17 protein-coding genes are annotated in these 20,930 nt (G+C 49.6%); 1 reads left to right on the forward strand and 16 read right to left on the reverse strand.

Annotated features, from left to right (window positions below):
• Nucleotides 1-165: 165 nt before the first annotated feature.
• From BN3772_RS08870 to BN3772_RS08880, 3 genes are all read right to left on the reverse strand, one after another.
• Entirely contained in the window at nt 166-1,683 is a 1,518-nt protein-coding gene (locus BN3772_RS08870) for a response regulator transcription factor (RefSeq protein WP_042198858.1), read from the reverse strand.
• On the reverse strand, nt 1,676-3,499 hold the full coding sequence (locus BN3772_RS08875; protein ID WP_042198859.1) for a sensor histidine kinase: 1,824 nt from the start codon (nt 3,497-3,499) through the stop codon (nt 1,676-1,678). Before BN3772_RS08875 ends, BN3772_RS08870 begins: the two co-directional genes overlap by 8 nt.
• Nucleotides 3,500-3,641: 142 nt before the next feature.
• Nucleotides 3,642-6,557, reverse strand: a complete 2,916-nt coding sequence (locus tag BN3772_RS08880) for an endo-beta-N-acetylglucosaminidase (RefSeq protein ID WP_086074472.1) — start codon at nt 6,555-6,557, stop codon at nt 3,642-3,644.
• Nucleotides 6,558-6,799: 242 nt separating this feature from the next.
• On the opposite strand from BN3772_RS08880, the gene BN3772_RS08885 reads away from it, so the two are divergent.
• On the forward strand, nt 6,800-7,642 hold the full coding sequence (locus tag BN3772_RS08885; RefSeq protein WP_042198869.1) for a helix-turn-helix transcriptional regulator: 843 nt from the start codon (nt 6,800-6,802) through the stop codon (nt 7,640-7,642).
• Here BN3772_RS08885 and BN3772_RS08890 read toward each other — a convergent pair whose 3' ends face one another.
• The 13 genes from BN3772_RS08890 to BN3772_RS08950 all read right to left on the reverse strand — a co-directional run bounded on the left by BN3772_RS08890 (nt 7,643) and on the right by BN3772_RS08950 (nt 20,899).
• Nucleotides 7,643-9,460: a beta-L-arabinofuranosidase domain-containing protein gene (locus tag BN3772_RS08890; RefSeq protein WP_042198870.1), complete on the reverse strand. Its 1,818-nt coding sequence runs from the start codon at nt 9,458-9,460 to the stop codon at nt 7,643-7,645.
• Between the two features lie 98 nt (nt 9,461-9,558).
• Nucleotides 9,559-10,131, reverse strand: a complete 573-nt coding sequence (locus BN3772_RS08895; protein ID WP_042198871.1) for a hypothetical protein — start codon at nt 10,129-10,131, stop codon at nt 9,559-9,561.
• A 70-nt stretch (nt 10,132-10,201) separates the two neighbouring features.
• Complete coding sequence (locus tag BN3772_RS08900; protein ID WP_042198875.1) at nt 10,202-10,870, reverse strand: PspA/IM30 family protein; 669 nt, start codon at nt 10,868-10,870, stop codon at nt 10,202-10,204.
• Between the two features lies 1 nt (nt 10,871).
• Nucleotides 10,872-11,300 (reverse strand): hypothetical protein, encoded by a 429-nt coding sequence (locus BN3772_RS08905; RefSeq protein WP_042198877.1) that lies wholly within the window; start codon nt 11,298-11,300, stop codon nt 10,872-10,874.
• A 157-nt stretch (nt 11,301-11,457) separates the two neighbouring features.
• On the reverse strand, nt 11,458-12,744 hold the full coding sequence (locus BN3772_RS08910) for a sensor histidine kinase (protein ID WP_244444703.1): 1,287 nt from the start codon (nt 12,742-12,744) through the stop codon (nt 11,458-11,460).
• 19 nt (nt 12,745-12,763) lie between these two features.
• Nucleotides 12,764-13,438 (reverse strand): response regulator transcription factor, encoded by a 675-nt coding sequence (locus BN3772_RS08915; RefSeq protein ID WP_042198881.1) that lies wholly within the window; start codon nt 13,436-13,438, stop codon nt 12,764-12,766.
• A gap of 171 nt (nt 13,439-13,609) precedes the next feature.
• Nucleotides 13,610-14,581, reverse strand: a complete 972-nt coding sequence (locus BN3772_RS08920) for an ABC transporter substrate-binding protein (RefSeq protein WP_042198883.1) — start codon at nt 14,579-14,581, stop codon at nt 13,610-13,612.
• 40 nt (nt 14,582-14,621) lie between these two features.
• Nucleotides 14,622-15,641 carry a FecCD family ABC transporter permease gene (locus BN3772_RS08925; protein WP_042198994.1) on the reverse strand — a complete coding sequence of 340 codons (1,020 nt, stop codon included), beginning with the start codon at nt 15,639-15,641 and terminating at the stop codon, nt 14,622-14,624.
• Between the two features lie 13 nt (nt 15,642-15,654).
• On the reverse strand, nt 15,655-16,659 hold the full coding sequence (locus tag BN3772_RS08930; RefSeq protein ID WP_042198885.1) for a FecCD family ABC transporter permease: 1,005 nt from the start codon (nt 16,657-16,659) through the stop codon (nt 15,655-15,657).
• Nucleotides 16,660-16,786: 127 nt separating this feature from the next.
• Complete coding sequence (locus BN3772_RS08935) at nt 16,787-18,427, reverse strand: AraC family transcriptional regulator (RefSeq protein ID WP_042198888.1); 1,641 nt, start codon at nt 18,425-18,427, stop codon at nt 16,787-16,789.
• Nucleotides 18,428-18,606: 179 nt separating this feature from the next.
• Entirely contained in the window at nt 18,607-19,371 is a 765-nt protein-coding gene (locus tag BN3772_RS08940; RefSeq protein ID WP_042198890.1) for a class I SAM-dependent methyltransferase, read from the reverse strand.
• A gap of 21 nt (nt 19,372-19,392) precedes the next feature.
• Nucleotides 19,393-20,154, reverse strand: a complete 762-nt coding sequence (locus BN3772_RS08945) for an ABC transporter permease (RefSeq protein WP_042198891.1) — start codon at nt 20,152-20,154, stop codon at nt 19,393-19,395.
• Nucleotides 20,135-20,899: an ABC transporter ATP-binding protein gene (locus tag BN3772_RS08950; protein ID WP_086074473.1), complete on the reverse strand. Its 765-nt coding sequence runs from the start codon at nt 20,897-20,899 to the stop codon at nt 20,135-20,137. Before BN3772_RS08950 ends, BN3772_RS08945 begins: the two co-directional genes overlap by 20 nt.
• Nucleotides 20,900-20,930: the final 31 nt, after the last annotated feature.

Genomic DNA, 20,930 nt, shown 5'->3' on the forward strand with positions numbered 1-20,930 from the left:
GCAGTCATACCGGTTATTTCCGGCTGCTGTTTCCCTGTGGCTATAGCCTAACTTTATAAGATGAAAGCATTTTCAAATAGAAGAGAAACTATATAAATTCAGGTATGAAATAAAGAAACAATGCGGTAAAAATGAAATCCTGCTCTTTTCGCAAAAAGGACTGCCTTAGAGTAGCCCTTTGAATTCTGTCGGTGAGATGCCGACGTATTTCTTAAATTGCTTATAAAAATAGCCCATTTCCCAGTAGCCGACGCTCCGGGCAATTTCGTGCACCTTATGATTTGTCAGGCGCAGCTGCTCCTTCGCTTTCTCAATCCGGTAGCGGTTCAAATATTCGGCAAAGGATTCGCCGGTCGATTTGTGGAAGACCTGTCCCAGATAGACGGGGTGAATATTGAACATGAAGCCCAGCTTCTTCAGGGACAGATCCTCCCCGTAGGATTTCTCAATGTAATTCAGCACCTGATTCACCACCGGACTTTTCAGCTCCCGGTCCAGCAGCTCAATAATGCATCCGGCCGTCTGTCTTAAGGCTGCCGCTAATCCGGGCAGGGATTGCGCCTTGTGGATTGCAGTCAGGCCGGCCGCAATGAGATCGCGCTCCAATTCATTGCGGATATCCTTAATGAGCATGCGGAAGTAAAGAACCCATTCGATGGCGATTTCCCTCAAGAGCTCAGGGGTGAGACCCTCCATACAGGGCGCGGAGAAATACAGGTCGAACTGCTCCGCCAGCCCCGCCGCATTTTTGGCCATAATTAATTTGGAGTATTCACTCCAGTCCTCCGGCAAGGCCGCTTCCAGATTCTCCTTGCGGTCCTTCAGCTGTTCATAATAAACCAGGCTGCGCTCCGGATGGATCTCCAGGAATTCCTGTACCTGCTTCGCCTGCTCATAGCTTAGCGGGGCGGAATCCTGCACATCGACGATGCTCCCGACCGAGATACGGAGCCTCTGGCTGTCAGCGCATAAGCCCTGTACCGCCTGCAGGAGTGAGGACAGCTCCTCCGCCCCCTTCTTTTCCCCGGCAAAATTATGTATGAGCACCAGATCATTGTCTGAATCCCAGAACATGAAGAAGGCCGGATGGGCAGTAACCAGCTCTGCCGCATTTTCCCTGAACCTATCTGTTGCCGGATCAGCCTGGACCAGTGCTACCTGAACATAAGGCTCATTGAACGACAGGCCCAGCAGCCGGAGCCGCTCAGCCAGCTCTTCCGGGTCAATCTGGCCCCGCAGCCAGCGCAGCAGCACATTGTCTTTAAGCACGGAATGGGTATATTGCGAACGCTCGGTATCCATCCTGGAGACATTCAGCTTCTCCACAAGGGTCTCCAGGGTACTGTGGAATTCCTCCAGATTAATCGGTTTGAGCAGATAATTTTCGATTCCGAGCGACAGCCCTTCTTTTACATACGTGAATTCATCATAGCCGCTCAGTACAACCGCCTTCATCTCCGGACGGATTTCACCGGCTGCACGGATTAGCTCAAGACCGGTCATCTCCGGCATCGAAATATCGGTTATCAGAATATCAGCGGGTACCTCACGCAGCCTCTCCAGCGCCTCCCGCCCATTCTCAGCCTGCCCGGCAATCGTAAGGCCCAGCAGATTCCAGTCCAAAATATCCTGTAAACCGCTCAGGATGAACGGCTCATCGTCCACAATAAATACCTTATACATGCTCTGTCTCCTCCTTCGCGGGATAAGGGAATGTGAGGGTGACTTCGGTACCCTTTCCCTCCTCGCTAATCAGTACAACACCAAACGGTGCCCCATACATCAGTCTAAGACGCTCATGAATACTCCGCAGTCCGAACGACTCTGACCCGGATAGAGCCCCTTGATTATCCAGTCCCTGCCGGAGCTGGCTCAGCCGTTCTGCGGGAATACCGAGCCCGTTATCAGCTACGATAACCCGGATATGCCCATTCTCCGCGGCTACTGTAATGGTAATTACGTTCCCGCTTTGCCCGGTCCGCATGCCGTGCAGGATATAATTCTCGATTACCGGCTGAAGCGACATTTTGAGGACAGACAGCCCTTCCAGCTCTTTACTGCATTCAATCGTATAAACGAACCTGTCTTTATAGCGGATGCGGAACAGCTCCAGGTACATCCGGCACGCCTCCAGCTCATCCTTGAACGTATATCTCGCCTTGGGCCGGACGTAGGCTTTGAACAGCACGGACAGGCTGTAGATCATCTCGCCAACATCCTTCGCCCCGCTTGAGATCGCCCGCATACGGATGACCTCCAGTGTATTGTAGAGAAAATGCGGATTCACCCGCGCTTCCAGCGTGGCAATCTCCGTATGCTTTTGCCTGATTTCCGCCTTGTACACCTGATCAATATATTGGTTAAGCTCATCCAGCATACTGTTGAAGCTCTTGGCGATCTGGCCCAGTTCGTCCTCACGGCTGTCGACAATCCGGGTATTGAGGTCCCCGTTCTTCACTCTGCGGGTAAAGCGGATGATCCGGTGTGTGCGCTTGGCAAAATTAGAAATAAACATCGCCGGCAGCAATACCGCGAACAGGATGCAGATAAGGGCTATGAACAGAATCGTATTGCGCGCACTGCGGTAGGTTTCGGCCAGCTCCTGCCTGGAGATCAGGCTGACTACCGAATAACCGGCCTGGCTCTGGGTCAGGCTTGTCACCACCATCCCGTCAACGGTGATTTCCTCACCGAAGTTCAGTCCCGTCAGCTTATCGAATTTCTTGCCATACCCTGCACCCGAAGTATCGAAAATGACTTCATTCTGTGCCGAGAGCACAAGAATATTCCCCTTAAATTCCGCTTTATAGTTGTTCATCGCCTGCCAGATCGCCGACGAGTCGAAGTAGACCAGCATCTGGCCGATATTAAGCAGCGACGACTTATTGTTAATCGGGATTTTCACCGAGAACATGGGTGTATTCTGCATTCCGATGCTCTTCAGTACCCAGATATTCGGGACAGACACGAGACTTTCCTCATCCAGATACATGCTGTCCGGGACATAGGAGTGCGCAGCATTGGTCGCCACGATGTCGAACTGCCTGCGGTCCTGGTAATAGTACATCACCTGCTGGTTGGCACTGTACAGCATGAGGCTGCGGATATCAGGGTCATCATCGATTTTATTCTGAAAATACTGCACAACATTGGATGTGGACGGGTCTCCCTGAAGATAGCGGTCCAGCCGGTGCTCCACATATTCACCATACGGGTTCTCTAGTAAAAAAGTAGTATTGCTCGCCAGACTCCCGTCCCGGTATACATCGCGGATCATATCCTGGACAGACTGATATTTGCTCTCCACATAATTGCTGATGCTCTCCATCGTCTTCCGCTGGATATCCATCTGCCGCTGTACCGCCGATTCCGAGATCAGCTTCAGCATCAGATAAGTAAAGACGATAATCGTTGCAACGAACACACAGGATACGATCAGGGTGAAGCGCATAAACAAATTATCTTTAAAATATTTACGGTACAGGGTGTTTCTCCGCATAATCCACCTCCTAAGGTACATTTGAACTGTGAGCATGATACGCAAGAAGCGCTCCCCCCTGATGGCATCAGGAGGCGAGCGCCTTGAGTTATGGCTTGCGGAGCATGAGCTGCCCGCTTCTTAAACAATAGTATATTGCAAATTATTCGGCAGAAGCTGGGCTGCCTTCACATATTGCACCGCCGATTCCGAAATTTCTGAAGCAATTTTCAGAGACAGAGGGAGCCGGCTTTCCTTCGCTGCTGTCCAAGGTAATATGATATGGTCCTCTAAGATAGACAGGTTCAGATTTATTTCCGCTATAATCTTCCATTACGGCTGTGACTACTTTTGCCGTAGAGGTAAAACTCAGACTGGATTTGGTCGTGCGCCCGCGGATAATCATCGGTTTATTGGCCGCAGAGCCTGACAAGTAGGTTACCGGGAAGGATTTATCCTTGCCGTCTTCATTAATGTACATATACCGCCAGTCCCGGGTATTCGGCATTGGCAAATTCAGTGTATTGTTGTTCCAGGACCAGGCCTCAGCGTATGGCTCTGCTACCTTATCAATGAAAGACCCGTTATAGGTGACAGTATCCGTACTGCCCGCCTGCACTGTAACGGTATACTCATCTCCGTTGACAGGCATGTCAGTGAACAAGGCTGAGACTGTACCCTGCGGCAGGATCATTTCTCTGGATACAGGCTCAGGGGTTGTGATCCAGTTGACCGATTTCACAGTAACCTTGATGCTGCCCGGGCTCTGGCCCGGATTGGACCATTTGACCAGAAAATCGCCATTGCTGCCTGACTCGGTTTCAATGTTCGAGACTGCGGTGTTCAGGTCAAAGGACACCCTTGCCGCTTCACCCTCCAGCCCGTCCGCTCCTACCGGAACGACCTTCAGTACACTATACTTGGACGGCAGCTTCTTAATGTAGAAGGTTTCGTCGTATTTTCCGCCCATAAATACGTCGTTCACGTAGACATTATATTGCTTCACTTTGGAATAATCGTTGTCCATCGTCCAGCTTACGATCATTTCATTAGTACCGGACCACGCCTGTGCAATCTTTAGATTTGCCGGAGCAGCCGGTTTGACAGCCGAGCCGTCATAAATGCGGAGCTGTCCGAGATTCACCTGATAATTTGCGATTGTACTCTGCCCCGGAGTGAACACAAGCCCAAACGCCGCGATCTCCCGGCCGGCATAGGCTCCAAGATTCAGTTCGGCAGCGACCCAGCCGGCGGTTTGCTTGCCGCTGTTCCCAACAGGCAGCTTAACCACTTCGTCCGGCTTATCCTTAAAGATCACTCCAGCGCTTATGACCGAAGCATCGTCAGCCGACGGCTTACTATAGACGATAGACAGCTTGGAGCCAGGCTTCACGGCCAGATCACTCTTGTACAAGCGGAGAAAATTCTCCTTGTCCAAGGCCCCGCTTACAGCGAGGGAGCTGCCGCCGTTGTAGGCGCCGAGCTGCTTGTAATGGACCCGGCTATTGGCGGTTTGATTATATTCCGGGCCATAATCGAAATCTACCGTCAACCGGCTGCCTGCAGTATCCTGCCACCACTGCCAGGTAACCGGGACATCCTGCAGACTCATATTGGACCACTCGTCCGCACTGGATTCTGCCCCGTTCACATAATAGGAGAGCCCGTGTCCGGTATTGAAATTTGTATAGAAGTTCGTATCCTTCACAACCGAGCGTTCCGCAATGACCGAGGCGATGCCCGGCCAGTAGCGGTTATCGGCATAGACATCAGCCACGGTATTGGTTGACGATACGGCTGTACTGGCCGGATTGACATTCGGTCCGGACCACCAGAGCTGCTCCCGCAGCTGGGTCATCCACTGGTAGCTGTTATCAGAGCGGTTGGAGACCGGCCAGGCTTTTCCCATATCCTCATCAAGCCCGGCATGTACAAAGTCAGCTCCCAGCGTGGCAAGGCTGACCAGCGGTACGCCGCCCGACAGCTTGTTCTTAAGCGCAGTTCCCTGCACACTCTTGAAGCGGTCACGTCCAGCCTCAAGTCCCGCAAAGCCGATGTCAAAGAGATTGTAATCAGTTCCTTGAGCGTTGTTCAGATTGCTCAGATAATTCTTTGCTGAAGTAATCTGCGAGCTGCCCATGCCATAGTCGAAAAAGTAGGAATTTGAAACCTGCTCCTTCGTTGACTTGTCATACAGCATTGAGATGTTATTGTCGTTAAAGGTACGGGCAAAGGTATTGGAACCCGTTGACGTATTCAGGGAATCGTACCATTGGACGTACATCCCTCCCTTTTGTAACGCTTTCATAAAAGCGATATAAGCGGGAATATCCGCAGTGGCCACATTCGGGCTTAGCTCCTCCTGATTCAGGAAATACCCGTCGTAGCCAAAGTAATGCGCCATCTCAATCATTTTCTCCGCAACCGGGAAATTCCCGTTCTCGTCCTTCACAATCATCTGCTTGTAGGTCTGCTGACCGCGGTCATTGTTGGAGAAAAAGACACCGGCCAGTGACAGAACCCCGTTCTTGTGTGCGGCATCTGTATAGGTCGGGTTGGGTATGTTCAGCATTCCGAATTCAAACCATTTCTGCTGCCAGTCGGACTGCGCCAAGTCATCGTAATATTCATGCGGGGTATACGCCGTTGCGGTACCGTGCCAGTAGGAATAATAATCAATGTATTGCCAAAAATTGAAATGATACTGGGCAAACTTGTTCGTATACGGGGCATTCTCTATGAATGCGTTTCCATAATCACCTGCAACGGTAATCATTTTTACGTCAGGGTTCAGACTGGGATTTGCCTGTGTATCCTTGAAAGGCGCAATCCGTTGCTGTAGCGGAACACGGGACCTAAGCAGCTCAGCATCGGGATCGGTGGCCGGGCTCCAGTCGGCAATCTGATTGCTTGTATAGCCGTGTACACTGGGCTGATTCACTCCATGCGCACTGTCTTCCTTGAACGGCCAGGTGTCTCCGGCAAGGGCGGTCTGCGGCAGCATTGTGACAAGAAGCGCTGCACTAAGTACAGCTGAAGTCAGCTTACGGAGCTTATGTGCTCGTGGATATAATACCATTGCTCACTCTCCTCATTCCATGGATAATTTCTGGTGCTTAGCTCAAGCATTATCTGAAATCGCATTCATGAAAAGATCCGCTATACCTCCCCTTTCTGTTTTATCCAACATAACTATATAGCAGGATCTGCAGGTCCAAGTAGAAGCGATATTAAAGATACCCTAGTCAAATTAAAGAAAAAGATGATATTATCCTCTTATATTTGCTCAGCTGTTTATAATTTAAATGTGGAGATTAACTTATGAAGTATTTCTATACATATACATCTGCGCCGCTATCCTTTGGGACCTGCGGAAACCTTATGAGTAAGGATGGTTTTCTTCATCACAGACGGAATTTTGAATACAATGTGTTCATTTATGTACTTGAAGGGGTTCTGAATATTACCCAGGCGGAGGGTGCTCATGCGGTGGCTTCGGGACAATATATTTTCCTTAAAAGCGGAGAAGAGCATTATGGACATCTGCCTTCCAGCGGCAGGCTTTCTTATTTGTGGGTTCACTTTTCTTCAGATCATCCGTGGGAGGAAGGTTCGTTCCACAGCCGTTTCGAGCCTCCGGCCTCCTACTCCTATTTGATCTGCGAGCACGGCTCGTCAGGGAATCAGCAGCGTATCACCATGTTATTCCAGCAGCTGATCAGCCTCTCGCGCCAGGAAACCCTTTATAATGAAGCAATGCTCCACTACGCTGTGAGCCTGCTGGCTATGGAGATTACACAGGTGTTTCTCGACAGCTTATTTAACCGGAACCGTAATATTTCGCCTGTTGTGTACACGATTATGGAATGGATCACAGCCAATTGCCACAAGCCGCTTAGCCTGCAGGAGATTGCTGATGAATTTCACTATAACGCTGCCTATCTTTCCTCATTATTTAAAAAGGAAACAGGCATGAAGCTGATCTATTTCCTGAATAAGTCGAGGATTGATATTTCCAAAAACCTTATGTCCAGCAACAACATCAGCATAAAAGAAGCCGCATTTTCATGCGGCTTCCACGACGAGAAATACTTTATGAAGCTGTTTAAAATGTACGAGGGCATAACTCCCCAGCAGTATAAAAATGCTTTTCACAAAAAATGATTATTTTTGGCTGAAATAGACTGTGTATGATTCATCTGTAATCTCGTACAGCGGCTTTAACATAAAGTTAGTCTGCTGATGGCGTGTGCGGTAGCTGTTTTGTCTCCATGGGAATGTTCCATAAGTGTGCTCGGCCTGCGGCATCAGGAAGTCCTTAGGATTGCTGAAATCGCCTTTAAGTCCGCAATCGCTGTCAGTAAGCCCTGCAAGTACAATCGGCCCGTCAACTATAGCGGCAAGCTCCGGCATGTCAGGTAACGGCTCCATAACCAGGGCACTCGGGAAGAAAATATGAATCGTATCGTTCTTCCATTCTTGCGTAAGCTTCAAATAGCCGCCGCTGATTTCAGGTGCTGCAACCGCTTGTCCATTAACTTGGACCGTAGGAATTCCTTTGACCCAGGAGGGAACACGGAAGAGCAAGGTAAACTTATCTGAGACGGATGACGTAACACTGAATTTCAAAGACCATCTCGACATCTGACTGTCATCGTGCTCGTCAAAGAAAGCCTGGGCATTGTAGTATTTCATATCCGTGGTCTGCTCGAGGGTGATATCTGCCTCCCCCCGGCGGTACTCAAGCCTTGAGGGAATGTACTGGCTGATAGTCAGACTGTTCGCTTCAGGATCTTCAAAGTAAATGAGATCAGCATATATTGACTGTGCCTGGACCATCGTTCCGTGGCAGCACCAGAAATCTCTGGTTTTGTTCCCCCACTTTTTGCGGCTACCGGCTGTTAGCGGAAGAAAATAAGCGGGCATTCCCGTTTCTGCATTGTGCTGCGCCAAAAATCCGTTGTAGAGGCTTCTTTCAATATAATCCGCGTATTCGGTATTGCCTGTCCACTTAAACAGATAGGAAGCCGTTCTAACCATATTGTAGACGGTGCAGAACTCCTGATTTTTTTCACCAAGGAATTGTCCAAGCATAAAGGGAGGCTCCCAGAATTCGCCTGCATTTTGGCCGCATGTGCAATAGGTTCCTCTATCGGTAACGGCATTCTTCCAGAACAGCTCTGTAAGATTGCGCCAATGCTCTGAACCGGTCACTTCATAAAGCTTAGCCGCCCCGTGGGAAAACGGGATACTTGCATTAGCATGACTGTTGGTGAGCGCATCTTTGCCCTCCTGAAGCTTTCGGAACAGGCTCGGATTCTGATAGCTTTCTGCAAGGGACATATATTTGTCATTACGGGTTATCTCGTATAAATTCACCCAAATTTCAAGCATGCCTCCCTCTTCCCCGCTGTACACCGCATGAGGATTAGTCTTCAGCATCGCATTCACCCACCGGATATACCAGTCGCTCAGCCTGTCTAAAATCACCAAAGCCTGTTCGTTACCGGCATCTGTGTATGCATGGGTGAGTCCCATAATGGTTTTGTGCATTACATATTGCGGTGACCAGATGTGCTTGTTATCTGCCAGCCTCTGAAAATATTTCTCGGGTATCGAGCCGATCCATTCTCCCCCGTTCAGCTCTTGACATTTGGCCAGCTCTGAAACGATTTTATCAAGCTTGGCCTTCAGCTCCCCGTCCTGTTCTGTTGCCACATAAGCAGCTGCAGCAGACAGCCAGTGGCCCAAAAAGTGTCCCCTAAGCTGACATGTCGGAGCCTCCCAGCCCCAGTGAAGCTTTGCCGTTTCCGGATTATCCACCACCTGCAGTCCAGGTAAAATAATACCCGCTTCCAGATAGAAATTTTGGAGCAGGCACTGGGTATCCAGTTCCATCAGGTATTCCCTGTTAATCTCGAATCTCTCCCGAAAAACACCCGGAAGCAGCTTAACCTTCGTTTTATCGATTTTTGACAGCATCGCTATCCCTCACTTAACCAAAATAATGTACTACGATCATCTTAGTTCAATTTCACGGGGGCGTCGGTAGACAAAAGCCCAGAAAGGGTTGAGGAATTTTAGGAGTTCTCTCTTCTATTTCTGTGCCTAACTAAATAAACAGTGCCTATCCAAAGTAACAATATAATGGTGAAGGCAGCTGAAATAAGGATGAACCCGCTTTTTTGCGTAAAGAAAAATGGACTTGACTGGTGGAATTCAGAATGGCCTTCTTTAGGGGCTGGCTGCCTATTGATACTGAAATCAAATCGCGCTACATTCGCATCCCCCTGTCCCGTTCTGACAAGTGCTGAGTAATCGCCTGGTTTTAAAATGGCCGGGTATGGAATTCTGACGGTGGATTGCTTATTCAAGTCCACAATGACTCTCCCGCTTACTTGTGTATGTCCGATAGGATGATAAGAATATTCATTTTGAGCGTTAGATTTTGCTTTTAATAAGTCAATAGAAACACGTACTTCTGCGGATTCCATCCCCTGATTTCTGACCTCAATCAACATTAACGATTTTCCGCCATCGTCATACCCGAATGTGAAATGATCTATACTTACCGTACTCCCGGCAGCTGAGAGATGCTGTGTAAAGAACATAAGACATATTGCTAACGCAGCAAAAAGGCTTAGCGCCCGCATACTTGCCTCCCCCTACTCCTCATAAAGGCACCCCTTGCGGGATGCCCTGGGACTTAACTATTCCGTTAACCTACTCGGCCTGCTTCTGAAGCTTCAGTTCATCCAGTGCATGCTCGATCTCACCAGCAAGATTAGGGTCCAGATACTGCGGGGTTATACTCTTGGCTGCTGAGTTGAAGTGGTTCAGCGCTTCAAGCTCCGCTTCGATGAGAAGAACCTTCTCTTCAGCCCGGGCGAATCCGTGGGCGATATTCTCCGTCTGGAAGGCGACGACGGTCTGCTGTATGTCCTTCAATGAACTTGCTACATTAACACGAGAAGCGAGCAGCAGCCGGCGGTGATTATATTCTTCAGACTGCACAAGCAGCTGGCCGATCTTTTCGGTCAAGGTTTTGGTCTGCTCCTGGATGGCTGCATATTGTAAACGGTAGGCGGTGAGCTTCTTCTCCTGCATCATTTTTTCCTGAAGGGCAAGCTTGGCCACATGATCTTCTCCGCGTTCAACAGCAAGCTTCGCCTGACGCTCTCTTTTCTGGACGGCCGATTCTGCTTCAGCAATCAGCGCTGCTTGTCTTTTCTCAATAAACAGCTGATTTGTCAGTGCCTGCTGGCCTCTCGCTAATTCCTGGTCAAACTCGCGGATATATTGGTTGACCATGTTAAGCGGCTGTTCGCATTTATCCAAAAGCCCATTCGTTTCTGCCAGAAAAAATTGTTTTACCCGTTTGAAAATTCCCATGTTATTTCGTCTCCTTTAGGTTCATTTGATGGGTCTCCCATTGGTCGAGGAACTTTGAAGTAGATGGAGCTGCAAAAGCTGTCTGTCCTCCAGTACTCCAATCCTGGCGCTTTTTCCGCCGTATGAAGGAATAAAGCAGCCCGGTTCCAAGCAGTCCTCCGCCAATTCCTGCGGCTAGCCCCGCACCATCCCATTCTTCTTCATGATGACCATCCCCGCGTCCTTCACTCTGCTCATGGTCATCCTCTTTAAACGGAGAGTATTCTTTGTCATGGAATCCGGACTGCAGGGAAGTTTGGAGCGTGTAACCCGTTTCCTCTTCATTGTGTCCGTCGTATAACTCTGAGGCTGCATATACACCCCCTCCAATTACAGCGATAATGATGGCTGCAGCCAATGCTTTTTTAAACCAGCTCTTCCGGGTTTTCATTCTGCACCTTTCCTCTCTGTAGATCATGTATCTCTTTCATGTGTCTCACTATATCCGTGATAAGTAAAAGTACAGTAAATGATTAAAAGGAAATACACAAAAATAAAAGCCTCTCTCCTAATTACAGAGAAAGGCTTGAATAGGGATGGGGATATCCCTAATCTAAAGCTAAAGGAAATGTTGCTGTAAAAAGACTTCCCTCGCCAAATACACTCTCGGCCCGGATTGATCCCTCATGGGCTTCCACAATCCACTTAGCAATCGGTAAACCAAGACCGGCACTCCCTTCATCCCGTGAACGGAATTTCTCCACCCGGTAAAAACGGTCAAAAATCCGCTCTAAATCATCCTTGGGGATACCGATGCCCGTATCTTTTATCAATAAACTCCATTGCCTTGCGTTACGCTCTACTTTAACGTCAATTGTGCCACCTTCAGGTGTGTATTTAATCGCATTATCTAACAGGATGTATACGAGCTGCTTAATCCGTTCAATATCTCCTTTAACCAGGAATGCTTCGGATATCGTTGTGCTGAGCGTAATGTTCTTTTTGTGCGCGACAGTTTCAAAGGGAGTTACCCATTGATGCATTTTTGGCAACAAGTCAAAAGATTCTTTATTAAATGGAATATTTTCCGAATCAGAACGGGCGAGCAGCAGCAAATGCTGAACCATCCGGCTCATCCGCCCGACTTCTTCTCTCATATCCGATACAACTTCCTTGGTATAAGCGGAAAAGTCCTCTCCGTTCTCGATTTCAATGACATCCAGAGAGGTATTCATAATGCTTAGCGGAGTACGAAGCTCATGTGAAGCATCGGCCAGGAATTGCTGCTGCTGCTGATACGAATGCTGGACCGGAACCATCGCCTTTTTGGACATGGAGTAACTCAGCCATATCGCAGCAATCAGGAACAGGCCCAGAATAAACAGTGCCACCATGAATAAGTTCTCGTACACTTCCAGATAAAAGCTTACATCTTTTGCTGCATAAACCGTTATTTGCCTGCCATCTTCTGTTATCATAGGACGGGCACCCATAAAGAGCAGCCTGTCATGCTCCGTCCTGTCTTCTCCTTCATGCCCGTTATGAGGCAGATCCAGCCATGTCAGCCGGTATGCCTCCCGTTTAGGATGCCATTCTTCAATCTTTTCCAGGTTAGCTCCGGCGTTTTGCGGAAAGGCTGCGCTTCCCGATAGGACGTTCCCTTGATGATCGACCATATAAAAAAAGTAAAGGTCCTCAACGGTAGTTCCGGATAAATCCGGGACAGCAAGGTTACCATCCGCTGAAGCATACAAGGTAGTCTGCAAGGATTGCCGCTGATCACGATAAGCCATGCCTACAAAAAAGACAGAGACAATAAGCGAAAATAGGATCAGAAAGAGGATAATCAGCCAGGTGTAGGTGAATGTCAGCTTTCTCCTTGTTTGAACAAACAAATCCCGCTTCTTCACTGATTTATACCGAAAAACGGTACCCCACACCCCTGACGCTGACGATAAGCGACTCCCCTGTGCGGTCCTGTAATTTGTCACGAAGCATTTTAACCGTAACATCCACGTTTTTATAGGAAACTTCACTTTCAACCCCCCATACACGATCCAAAATGACTTCTCTTGTCAGCACGTTACCGGTATTTTGCAGAAAAAAATCCAGCAGCTGATACTCTCTAGGACTAAGGTAAATCTCTTCATCATCTCTCATCAGCTTTCGTGAAGTCCGGTTCAAGCTAAACATCCCGAACGGGATGATCTCTGAATGGATGGGGGCAAAATTGCGTCTCATCAATGTGCGGATCCGTGCCAGCAATTCTTCCATTTCAAACGGTTTGGTCAGATAATCATCAGCACCGGCGTCGAGTCCCAGTATTTTATCCTGTAGCGCATCTTTTGCAGTCAGTAAAAGAATAGCTTTGGCGTAGTCCTGTGTTCTTAAGCTCTTACACACATCGATTCCGTCCATCAGGGGCATCATCCAGTCGAGAATGACAACGTCATAGGCTGCGCCTAAGGCATATTCAAGAGCATCCTGGCCGTTGTCTACCCATTCCACATGATACCCGCCCTTTTTCTCGAGCACATATTTAATAAGCTTTCCCAGCTTTTTATCATCTTCAGCAAGCAGAATATTCATGTTACCTTCACCACCAAATGCATAATAGGATTATGATACCACAGTAAAATAAAAATGTAGTAAAGGCATGTGTGCCTGTACTGAAATACCAAAAAACTCCCCATGCAGGCGCAGGTTTACTGGTTCACCTGATTGCCTGTGGGGAGCGCACACTATAATTCTGATTATCTGTTATTTACTGAAAAGCTGCTCTGCATCATCGAGAGCCATACTATGTCCAATCGAGGAATAATCGAGCCACTTTTGCCCGTCCAGAATGTAGACATGATTGTTTTTGACTGCCTTCAGGTTTTGCCAGATCGGATTTTTGGTCATTTCTTCATAATTGCTTTTTGCCACATCACCCGTGCTGATAATCACAAAGATGGCATCGGCATCAAAGTCCGGCAGCACTTCCTTGGAGATCACCTGATAAGGCTCATCTGCAGGGATCTTCTCGACCCCGTCAGCCATCTTCAGCTTCAAATCCTCGAACATAATCGGACCGAGCGGACGTCTGGTTCCCATAACACGCAACTCTTTTGCCGTCATGCGAATGGCCATTACCTTAGCATCTGCACCAAGCTCATTTGTGATCAAGCCGCTTACCCGTTCTGCTTTTACTTTATAATCCTGAATAAAAGCTTCCGCTTCCTGCTCCTTACCAACATGTTCGGCAATGCGCTTCAGATGATCTGCCCAGGTGCCGCTGTCCATGTCGATCGTAACGGTTGGTGCGATTTTTTCGAATTTGGCCAGGTCGTCCCCGGAGTACACTTCATCGATATAGATCACGTCAGGTTTCAGAGCAAGCACAGCCTCCATATCCGGATCGGTCACTACACCGAATTTCGCTGCTCCCTGCAGCCGGTCAGCCACATGGGGCAGGAAATCCTTCACATCCCCGCCTACAACGGAGCCTGCAGGAGTAATCCCGAGAGCCAGCAGATTGTTGGTGATGTGAATCGACATCGAGGCAATCTTGGCATTTGGATCGTGGGCAATAACATCTGCTGCCGATTCAGCAGCTTCCGTTGGTGCCGCAGATGCTTCCGCAGACGGTGAAGCCGCCGCAGAGGAATCTGCTGTATTGTTAGATTGCCCGCAAGCGGATAGTACAGCAAGCAACAGGATGGATACGAGCATTAAGGTTATCTTTTTCATATGAATTCTATACCCCCGAGTAGTTATTGAATGTAGTAAATCAGTTTTTTGTTTTAAATAAAAGATATAAGAAGTATGGCCCGCCAATCGCGGCCACAACGACACCTGCCGGAATCGCATTGGGCCGGAAAATCGAGCGGCCGACTGTATCGGCCGTGACCAGTATGAGCAGACCAATCAGCGCTGCTACCGGCAAAAAATAGCGGTGCTGCGGTCCGGCCAGCCGTTTGGCGATATGAGGCGCGACCAGGCCGATAAATCCGACCCCCCCGGCCACTGAGACGCTTGCACATGACAGTGCAACCGCCATACCCAGCAGCACCAGCCTTTCACGGGTCACATGGTTCCCGACACTATAGGCTATTTCATCGCCTAGCACGAAGATATCCAGCGCTTTTGACCGGCTGTAAATGACCGGAACAAGCACAGCAATCCATGGCAGCAGCGCCCATACATGAATCCAGTCCCTGCCCCATACACTTCCGGCAAGCCAGCGCGCAGTAAAAGCGTAGGTCTCCTCATCCAGCTTCAAGGACAATAGCAGGGTAACAGCACTTATTCCTGCAGCGACGGCAATTCCTACGAGAATCAGTCTTATAGGCAGGATTCCCCGGTGGCGATCATAAGCGAACATAAAGATAATTAGTGCGCTGAGAACACCTCCGATAAAGGTGAACAGCGGGATCAGCACTGCCATTGGTCCGTCCATGGAGCGGAAAAAGGAAACGAAAATAATCAGTCCGAGCGCAGCTCCTGTATTGATTCCAAGAATGCCGGGATCAGCCAAGGAATTCCGTGTAGAACCTTGGAACACGGCGCCTGAGATTCCAAGCCCGATGCCGGCCAGCATGGTCACGATGATTCGCGGCATCCGGTAATCAAACAGGATCATCTGCTCTTCACTTGTGCCGTAACCGAACAGCGTTTTCCACACAGTCAGCGGAGCCAGGGAGATCGAGCCAGTGTTCAGGCTGATCAATATCACGGTTATGGCCAGCAGAAGCAGAGCTGTACTAACAGTCAGAGCACGCCGGGCCCTCTTTTTCTCCACTTGAGCCATGTTCAGGTTCATCTTATAGATCCCTCCCTTCTTTGCGGGCAAGATACAGGAAGAAGGGAACTCCGACCATGGCTACCATAGCACCGATGGCGAATTCCTGCGGCGGATTAACCATCCGCGAGGCAAAGTCCGCCCAGACCAGCAGGATCGCCCCGAGCAATGCGGAAAACGGAATGATGATCCGGTAATCGACCCCGAGCAGTCGCCGGGCAATATGCGGCACAACCAATCCGACAAAGCTGATGGAGCCGGCAACCGCCACAGAGGAACCCGCCAGAATCACGGCTGCAGTTAAACCGAGAATGCGGATACGGTTTGTATGTACGCCCAGATTAACCGCTGTTTCCTCCCCAAGTGACATAAAGGTAATGGGCCGGCCCATTACAGTAGCCCACAGGACTACAGCTATCACGACAGGTGTAAGAATCCGCAGATGGTCCCAGCTTACACCTGCGACACCTCCGGCATACCAGAAGGCCAAATCCTGGCTCAGAGCAAAATAAATCGCAATACCTGTACTGAGCGAGTGAAGAATGGCTGCAACGACGGCACCGGCAATCGTTAACCTTAAGGAGGTCAGCCCTCCTGGTGTCGAAGCACCAAGCAGGACAATGAATACTGTAGTCAGGGCGGCACCTGCAAAGGAAAACAAAATAAGTCCCCAATATGACATCCCTGGTACAATGGCAAAGCAAAGCGCCACGGCAAAAGCAGAACCGGCATTTACGCCCAGGATCCCGCTGTCGGCCAGCGGATTGCGTGTTACTCCCTGCATCACTGTTCCGGCTACCGCGAAGGCCATCCCGGTCACGACAGCTCCCAGCACCCGCGGCAGCCGCAGATCATGGACGATCTGATGCGGGGTTAGCGTGGTGTCGTAGTGAAAAACCGCGGCCCACACCGTCTGAAGCGTTAATTCCTTGGCGCCGAAGGAAACGGCCAGAAAGATGGAGACTGCCAATCCGGCAGCGGCGGCAATAAACCATAGAATGATTAAGATTCTTGAATGTAATTTCATAGGACTGCGCTCAGATAGGCTCCTCCTTTTTCTGTGGTTCCATGATTATGATAATCATTATCACTTATTATAATTACCTTTTTAAATAGGTACATGCCGATATCCAAGATGCTAATATGGACATTTTTTAGATCTGCTCCCGCAGGCTGGAGGATTGGGTCAGCAGTCTTACTGCCTCCTCCATCTGCTGGTTTATCACATGAGGGGCATAGACCAGCCATTTCTCCCAATCGATAAAAAAGAACCGTTTGCTGCGGATGGCCGAATGCTGCCCCCAGGCCGGATTATCCCTCTGCCAAGCACGGATACGCTGCTTGTCCCCTTCTGTCTCCACGGCAAAAAAGAGGAAATCACAGTCATAGTCCTTCAGCTCATCCGGAGTAATCGCCGTCCAGTTGAAGCCGGTGCCTGCGGGATACAGATCCATTTGTGCCTGTATCCGCTCGGGCGGCGTAAGCTGAAGGGAACGATAAAGAGCGTGGCCGACATTCCTTGCCCCGTACATCCGCAGCTCATGTTCGCGGCAGACACATACTCCGACCGTTCCAGATCCCGTTATCGGGCGCAGAGCCTTGCGCAGGTTCTGCGCCTTGCGCTCATGGGATTCCAGCCATTTGACAGCTTCTTCCTCCCGGTTCACAAGCTCCCCGATCTTCAGCAGATGTGTATATACATCCTGGCTGACCCAGGGAATGGCTACTACCGGCGCTATATCGTTGATATGTTCCCTGGCTTTGGACAGCACATTATCCTTGCATAGAATCAGGTCCGGCTGCTCCAGCAGAAAGTCCTCCCGGCTGATTCCCCAGGGATCAGTGGCATGTTCAGGCAATGTCAGGTTTTTGGTAATCAGGGAGAGATGGCGGTGCAGCTGCGCTGCGCAGGGCTTTATCCCTAGTGTGTACAGATGGTCAGTGTAGGCTGCAGACAGCGAAATGACTTTTTTATCGTGATTCTTGGAATACATTCTCGGGGAGCAACCGCTGGTCTCTTTAAACCGCCGGCTGAAATAGAATTCATCCTTGTATCCTACCTCCGCTGCGATTTCCTTTACAGGCTTCTCTGTTAACAAGAGCATTTCTTTCGCCCTGTTCACCCGCAGGTGGGTTAGAAAAGAAACCGGTGATTTATCCATGGTCTGCTTAAAAACCTGAGAATAATAAGAAGGATGAAGCCGGGCCATGTCGGCCAGCTGGTCGATTCTAATATCCTCCTGGTAATGGTTTTGCAGATAATTCAGAGTCAGCTTTAGTCTCAGATCTATATCGTTTGAGGCAGGCCCGGCATAACGTAAAAGTCCATCCAGCATATCGTGCAGATATTGCTGGCTCAAGAACGGGTTCTGCATACGCCACAGCTGGCCTTCGGCAACCAGAAGATTGAACAGCTGTTTGAACTGGCTGCCGCCGATCCGGATATAGCCCTGGAGAGGAAAGCCGGTTTCACGCTGATATTCTCTGGAATTCCGTTCCTTTTTGAACATCCTGTAGATGTCAAAAGCGATCCAGAACAGCTGCAGCTCCTCTCCGCTGCTGGCGGTGAGCTTAAGGCTGGTTTCCGGAGGATACATATAGAGGGCATCCCGCTCAAGCTTAAGCGTCTGCCCGTTAACGTTCAGCTCTCCTTTTCCGCGGGCTATGTATAGGAGCGTATGATGCTCCAAAGGCTGTCCTTCCGCCCATTTAGGGACAACAGAAGCCTGCCAGGCTTCCGCAATTTCATAAAAAATCCCGTTTAGAAAGGAACTGCTCTTCACCGTTGCTAACATTGCATTGAAGCTCCCTTCTGTGTAAACCTGACGGGTTCATAAATCACTGACGATCAACTTAAAAACACTACCCCGCGGGTAGTGTTAATGGACTAAAACAAGTCTGGAGATAATGATAATCACTATCAATTATATGAAATCTTCGGTTTACTGTCCATATGTTTAAAATTGTGAGGAATTTAAGGGCAGTCCCCTATAACCGAATAATATTTGCTAACGGATAAATAACGGCTCACCGGGTGCTCATAGTGCTCTTTAACAGCCGTTATCCAGCTTAAGTCCTGTGCAGATACATTAAGTAAGCCGGCTTGCCTCCAATATCCCGCGCTCTCATCCGGAGTCCGGATATTGGCTAAAGGTGCCGCTGAGGTCTGAAGAAGCTGTGCAGAATGAGCAGCAGGTTTCTTTTTGCTGAGCAAGTGTTTAGAGAACTCTGTTAGACCTGCCCTCCGCTTGCGGTGATCAAGGCGTCTCGTACTGTCAATAGCGGCAATTCTCCCGTTCTTCCCGGTAAGCAGGGCCCAGCGTTCCAGCACAGCTAACGGATCAGGCAGCAGCCAGAGCAGATTACGGCTTATGACCGCATCGATCTCACCCGGTGCAATCGGCGGATCGGCAACATCTCCAACCCGTACAGAAGCCATGGGATAAGGAGCCAAGCGCTGCTCTGCAAGTCTCGCGCGGCTCTCGGCGAACTCAACCGCTATCACCTCGTATCCCAGCCGGGCTAAATATTCAGCGATGATCCCTGTTCCGCTGCCCATGTCGGCGATCCGCCGGATCACGCGTCCGCCTGCAGGCCGTTCAAGCAGAGGCGGCAAAGCGCCGAACCATACCGGATGTTCCCGGAAGCCCGCGCTGCCGCCAAGCCTGCTGTGGTCATCAAGGGACTCCCTTAGTCCTCTTGTATTCCAGTATTGTTGTACCTTATTACTTTGGGCCAATCCGATCCCTCCATATTGAGATTATTTGTTAATTGCCGGTACCTTCAGCTGAAGTCCTGCTGTGAAGAATAACCGGTAAATGAATACGCTTAGCAATATGCTTGTAATTGCAGCAGATGAAGTAAAGGAAAACACGATTAGAATCTGATACCGCACAGCAATGACCGGATTTGCTCCGGCAATAATCATTCCGGTCATCATCCCCGGCAGCTGGACGAGACCTACGGTTTTCATCCCGTCAATTGTAGGAATCATACTGAATTTTACTGCTCTTGTTCTGACTGTCTGGATGGCCTGCTTCGCAGTCGCCCCGAGTGACAATAACGTTTCAATCTCCCCTTTGTTCTGCTGCACCTCATGCTTAAACTGGTTGATGAACAAACCGGAGACGACCATAGCGCTTCCGATTGTCATACCGCTTATAGGAATGATGTATTGCGGGGTTGCCTCTATAATATGCAGGCCCAGCAGTATTCCCATCATCAGCATCTCGGAAGCAGATATAGCCACCGCAATCCGCCATAACAGTCCCGGCAGGCCCTTCCCCCGCTTGGCAGCGTTCCAGGAAGCAACGCCAATCATAAAGATAATGATGAGTATAACAAAGAGCATATGCTCGGCATGAAAAATGAACTGGAGCACATAGCCGACAGCCAGCAGCTGAACAGCTGAGCGGACGGTTCCTATAGCGATGTCCTTTTCCAGTCCGAGCTTCTGCCAGATAGAGATCAGCATTGTGCCTATAACAAATAGCAGGGTAAAGCTAAGTGCCGTTAGGCTCATTAGTGTCTCCCCCTTCCATGCTGCGTATATATTTCCGGGCCAGTTCCGCAACAGGCTCCTTAAACAGTACATCACTTTGCTGATCCTGCAGGCTCCCCTGGCTCATAACCCAGGTTCTGCTGCTAATCCTCCGGGCCTGCTCCAGATCGTGGGTAACCCAGAGGAAGGAGGTTCCTTCTTCCCGGTGCCGCTTGAGCAGAAGCGCTTCTACCAACTGTGAGCTGTTCATATCAAGTGAAGCTGTAATTTCATCCAGCAGCAGGATTTGCGGACGGAGCAGTAAGGAACGAATTAGCGAGATGCGCTGCTTTTCCCCACCGGAGCAGTCTCCGGCGTTTTTACTGAGATCCAAATAATGAAGCCCCAGCTCCTCAATCAGCTTGGCAGCAAGCCCGGAGTTATATGGAGTTCCGTGAAGCTTACTGGTTAACCGGAGATTGTCCTCCACACTGCCGGGCAGCATTACGGCTTGCTGCGCCACATATGTCACTGCCGTGCGCCACTGCCGGGAACTCATCGCCCTAAAGGATACACCATCCAAGATCAGGTCCCCTTCATCTGGGGCATCGAGCAGAGCCAGCATCCGGAGCAGAGTGCTTTTCCCCTGGCCTGATGCACCTATAACTGCTATTCGTTCTGGTCCTAAGAGTGCAGCATTGAGGTTTGAGAAGAGATATTTTGAAGGCCTGTCGCCGGCATCCCAATGGGTTTTGGCCAGATGATGTATTTCAAATGAACTGTTCAATACGAATCCTCCATTCGCTAAACAGCATGTG

The organism is Paenibacillus camerounensis (genome assembly GCF_000723885.1).
GTDB classification, from domain to species: Bacteria; Bacillota; Bacilli; order Paenibacillales; family Paenibacillaceae; genus Paenibacillus_AQ; species Paenibacillus_AQ camerounensis.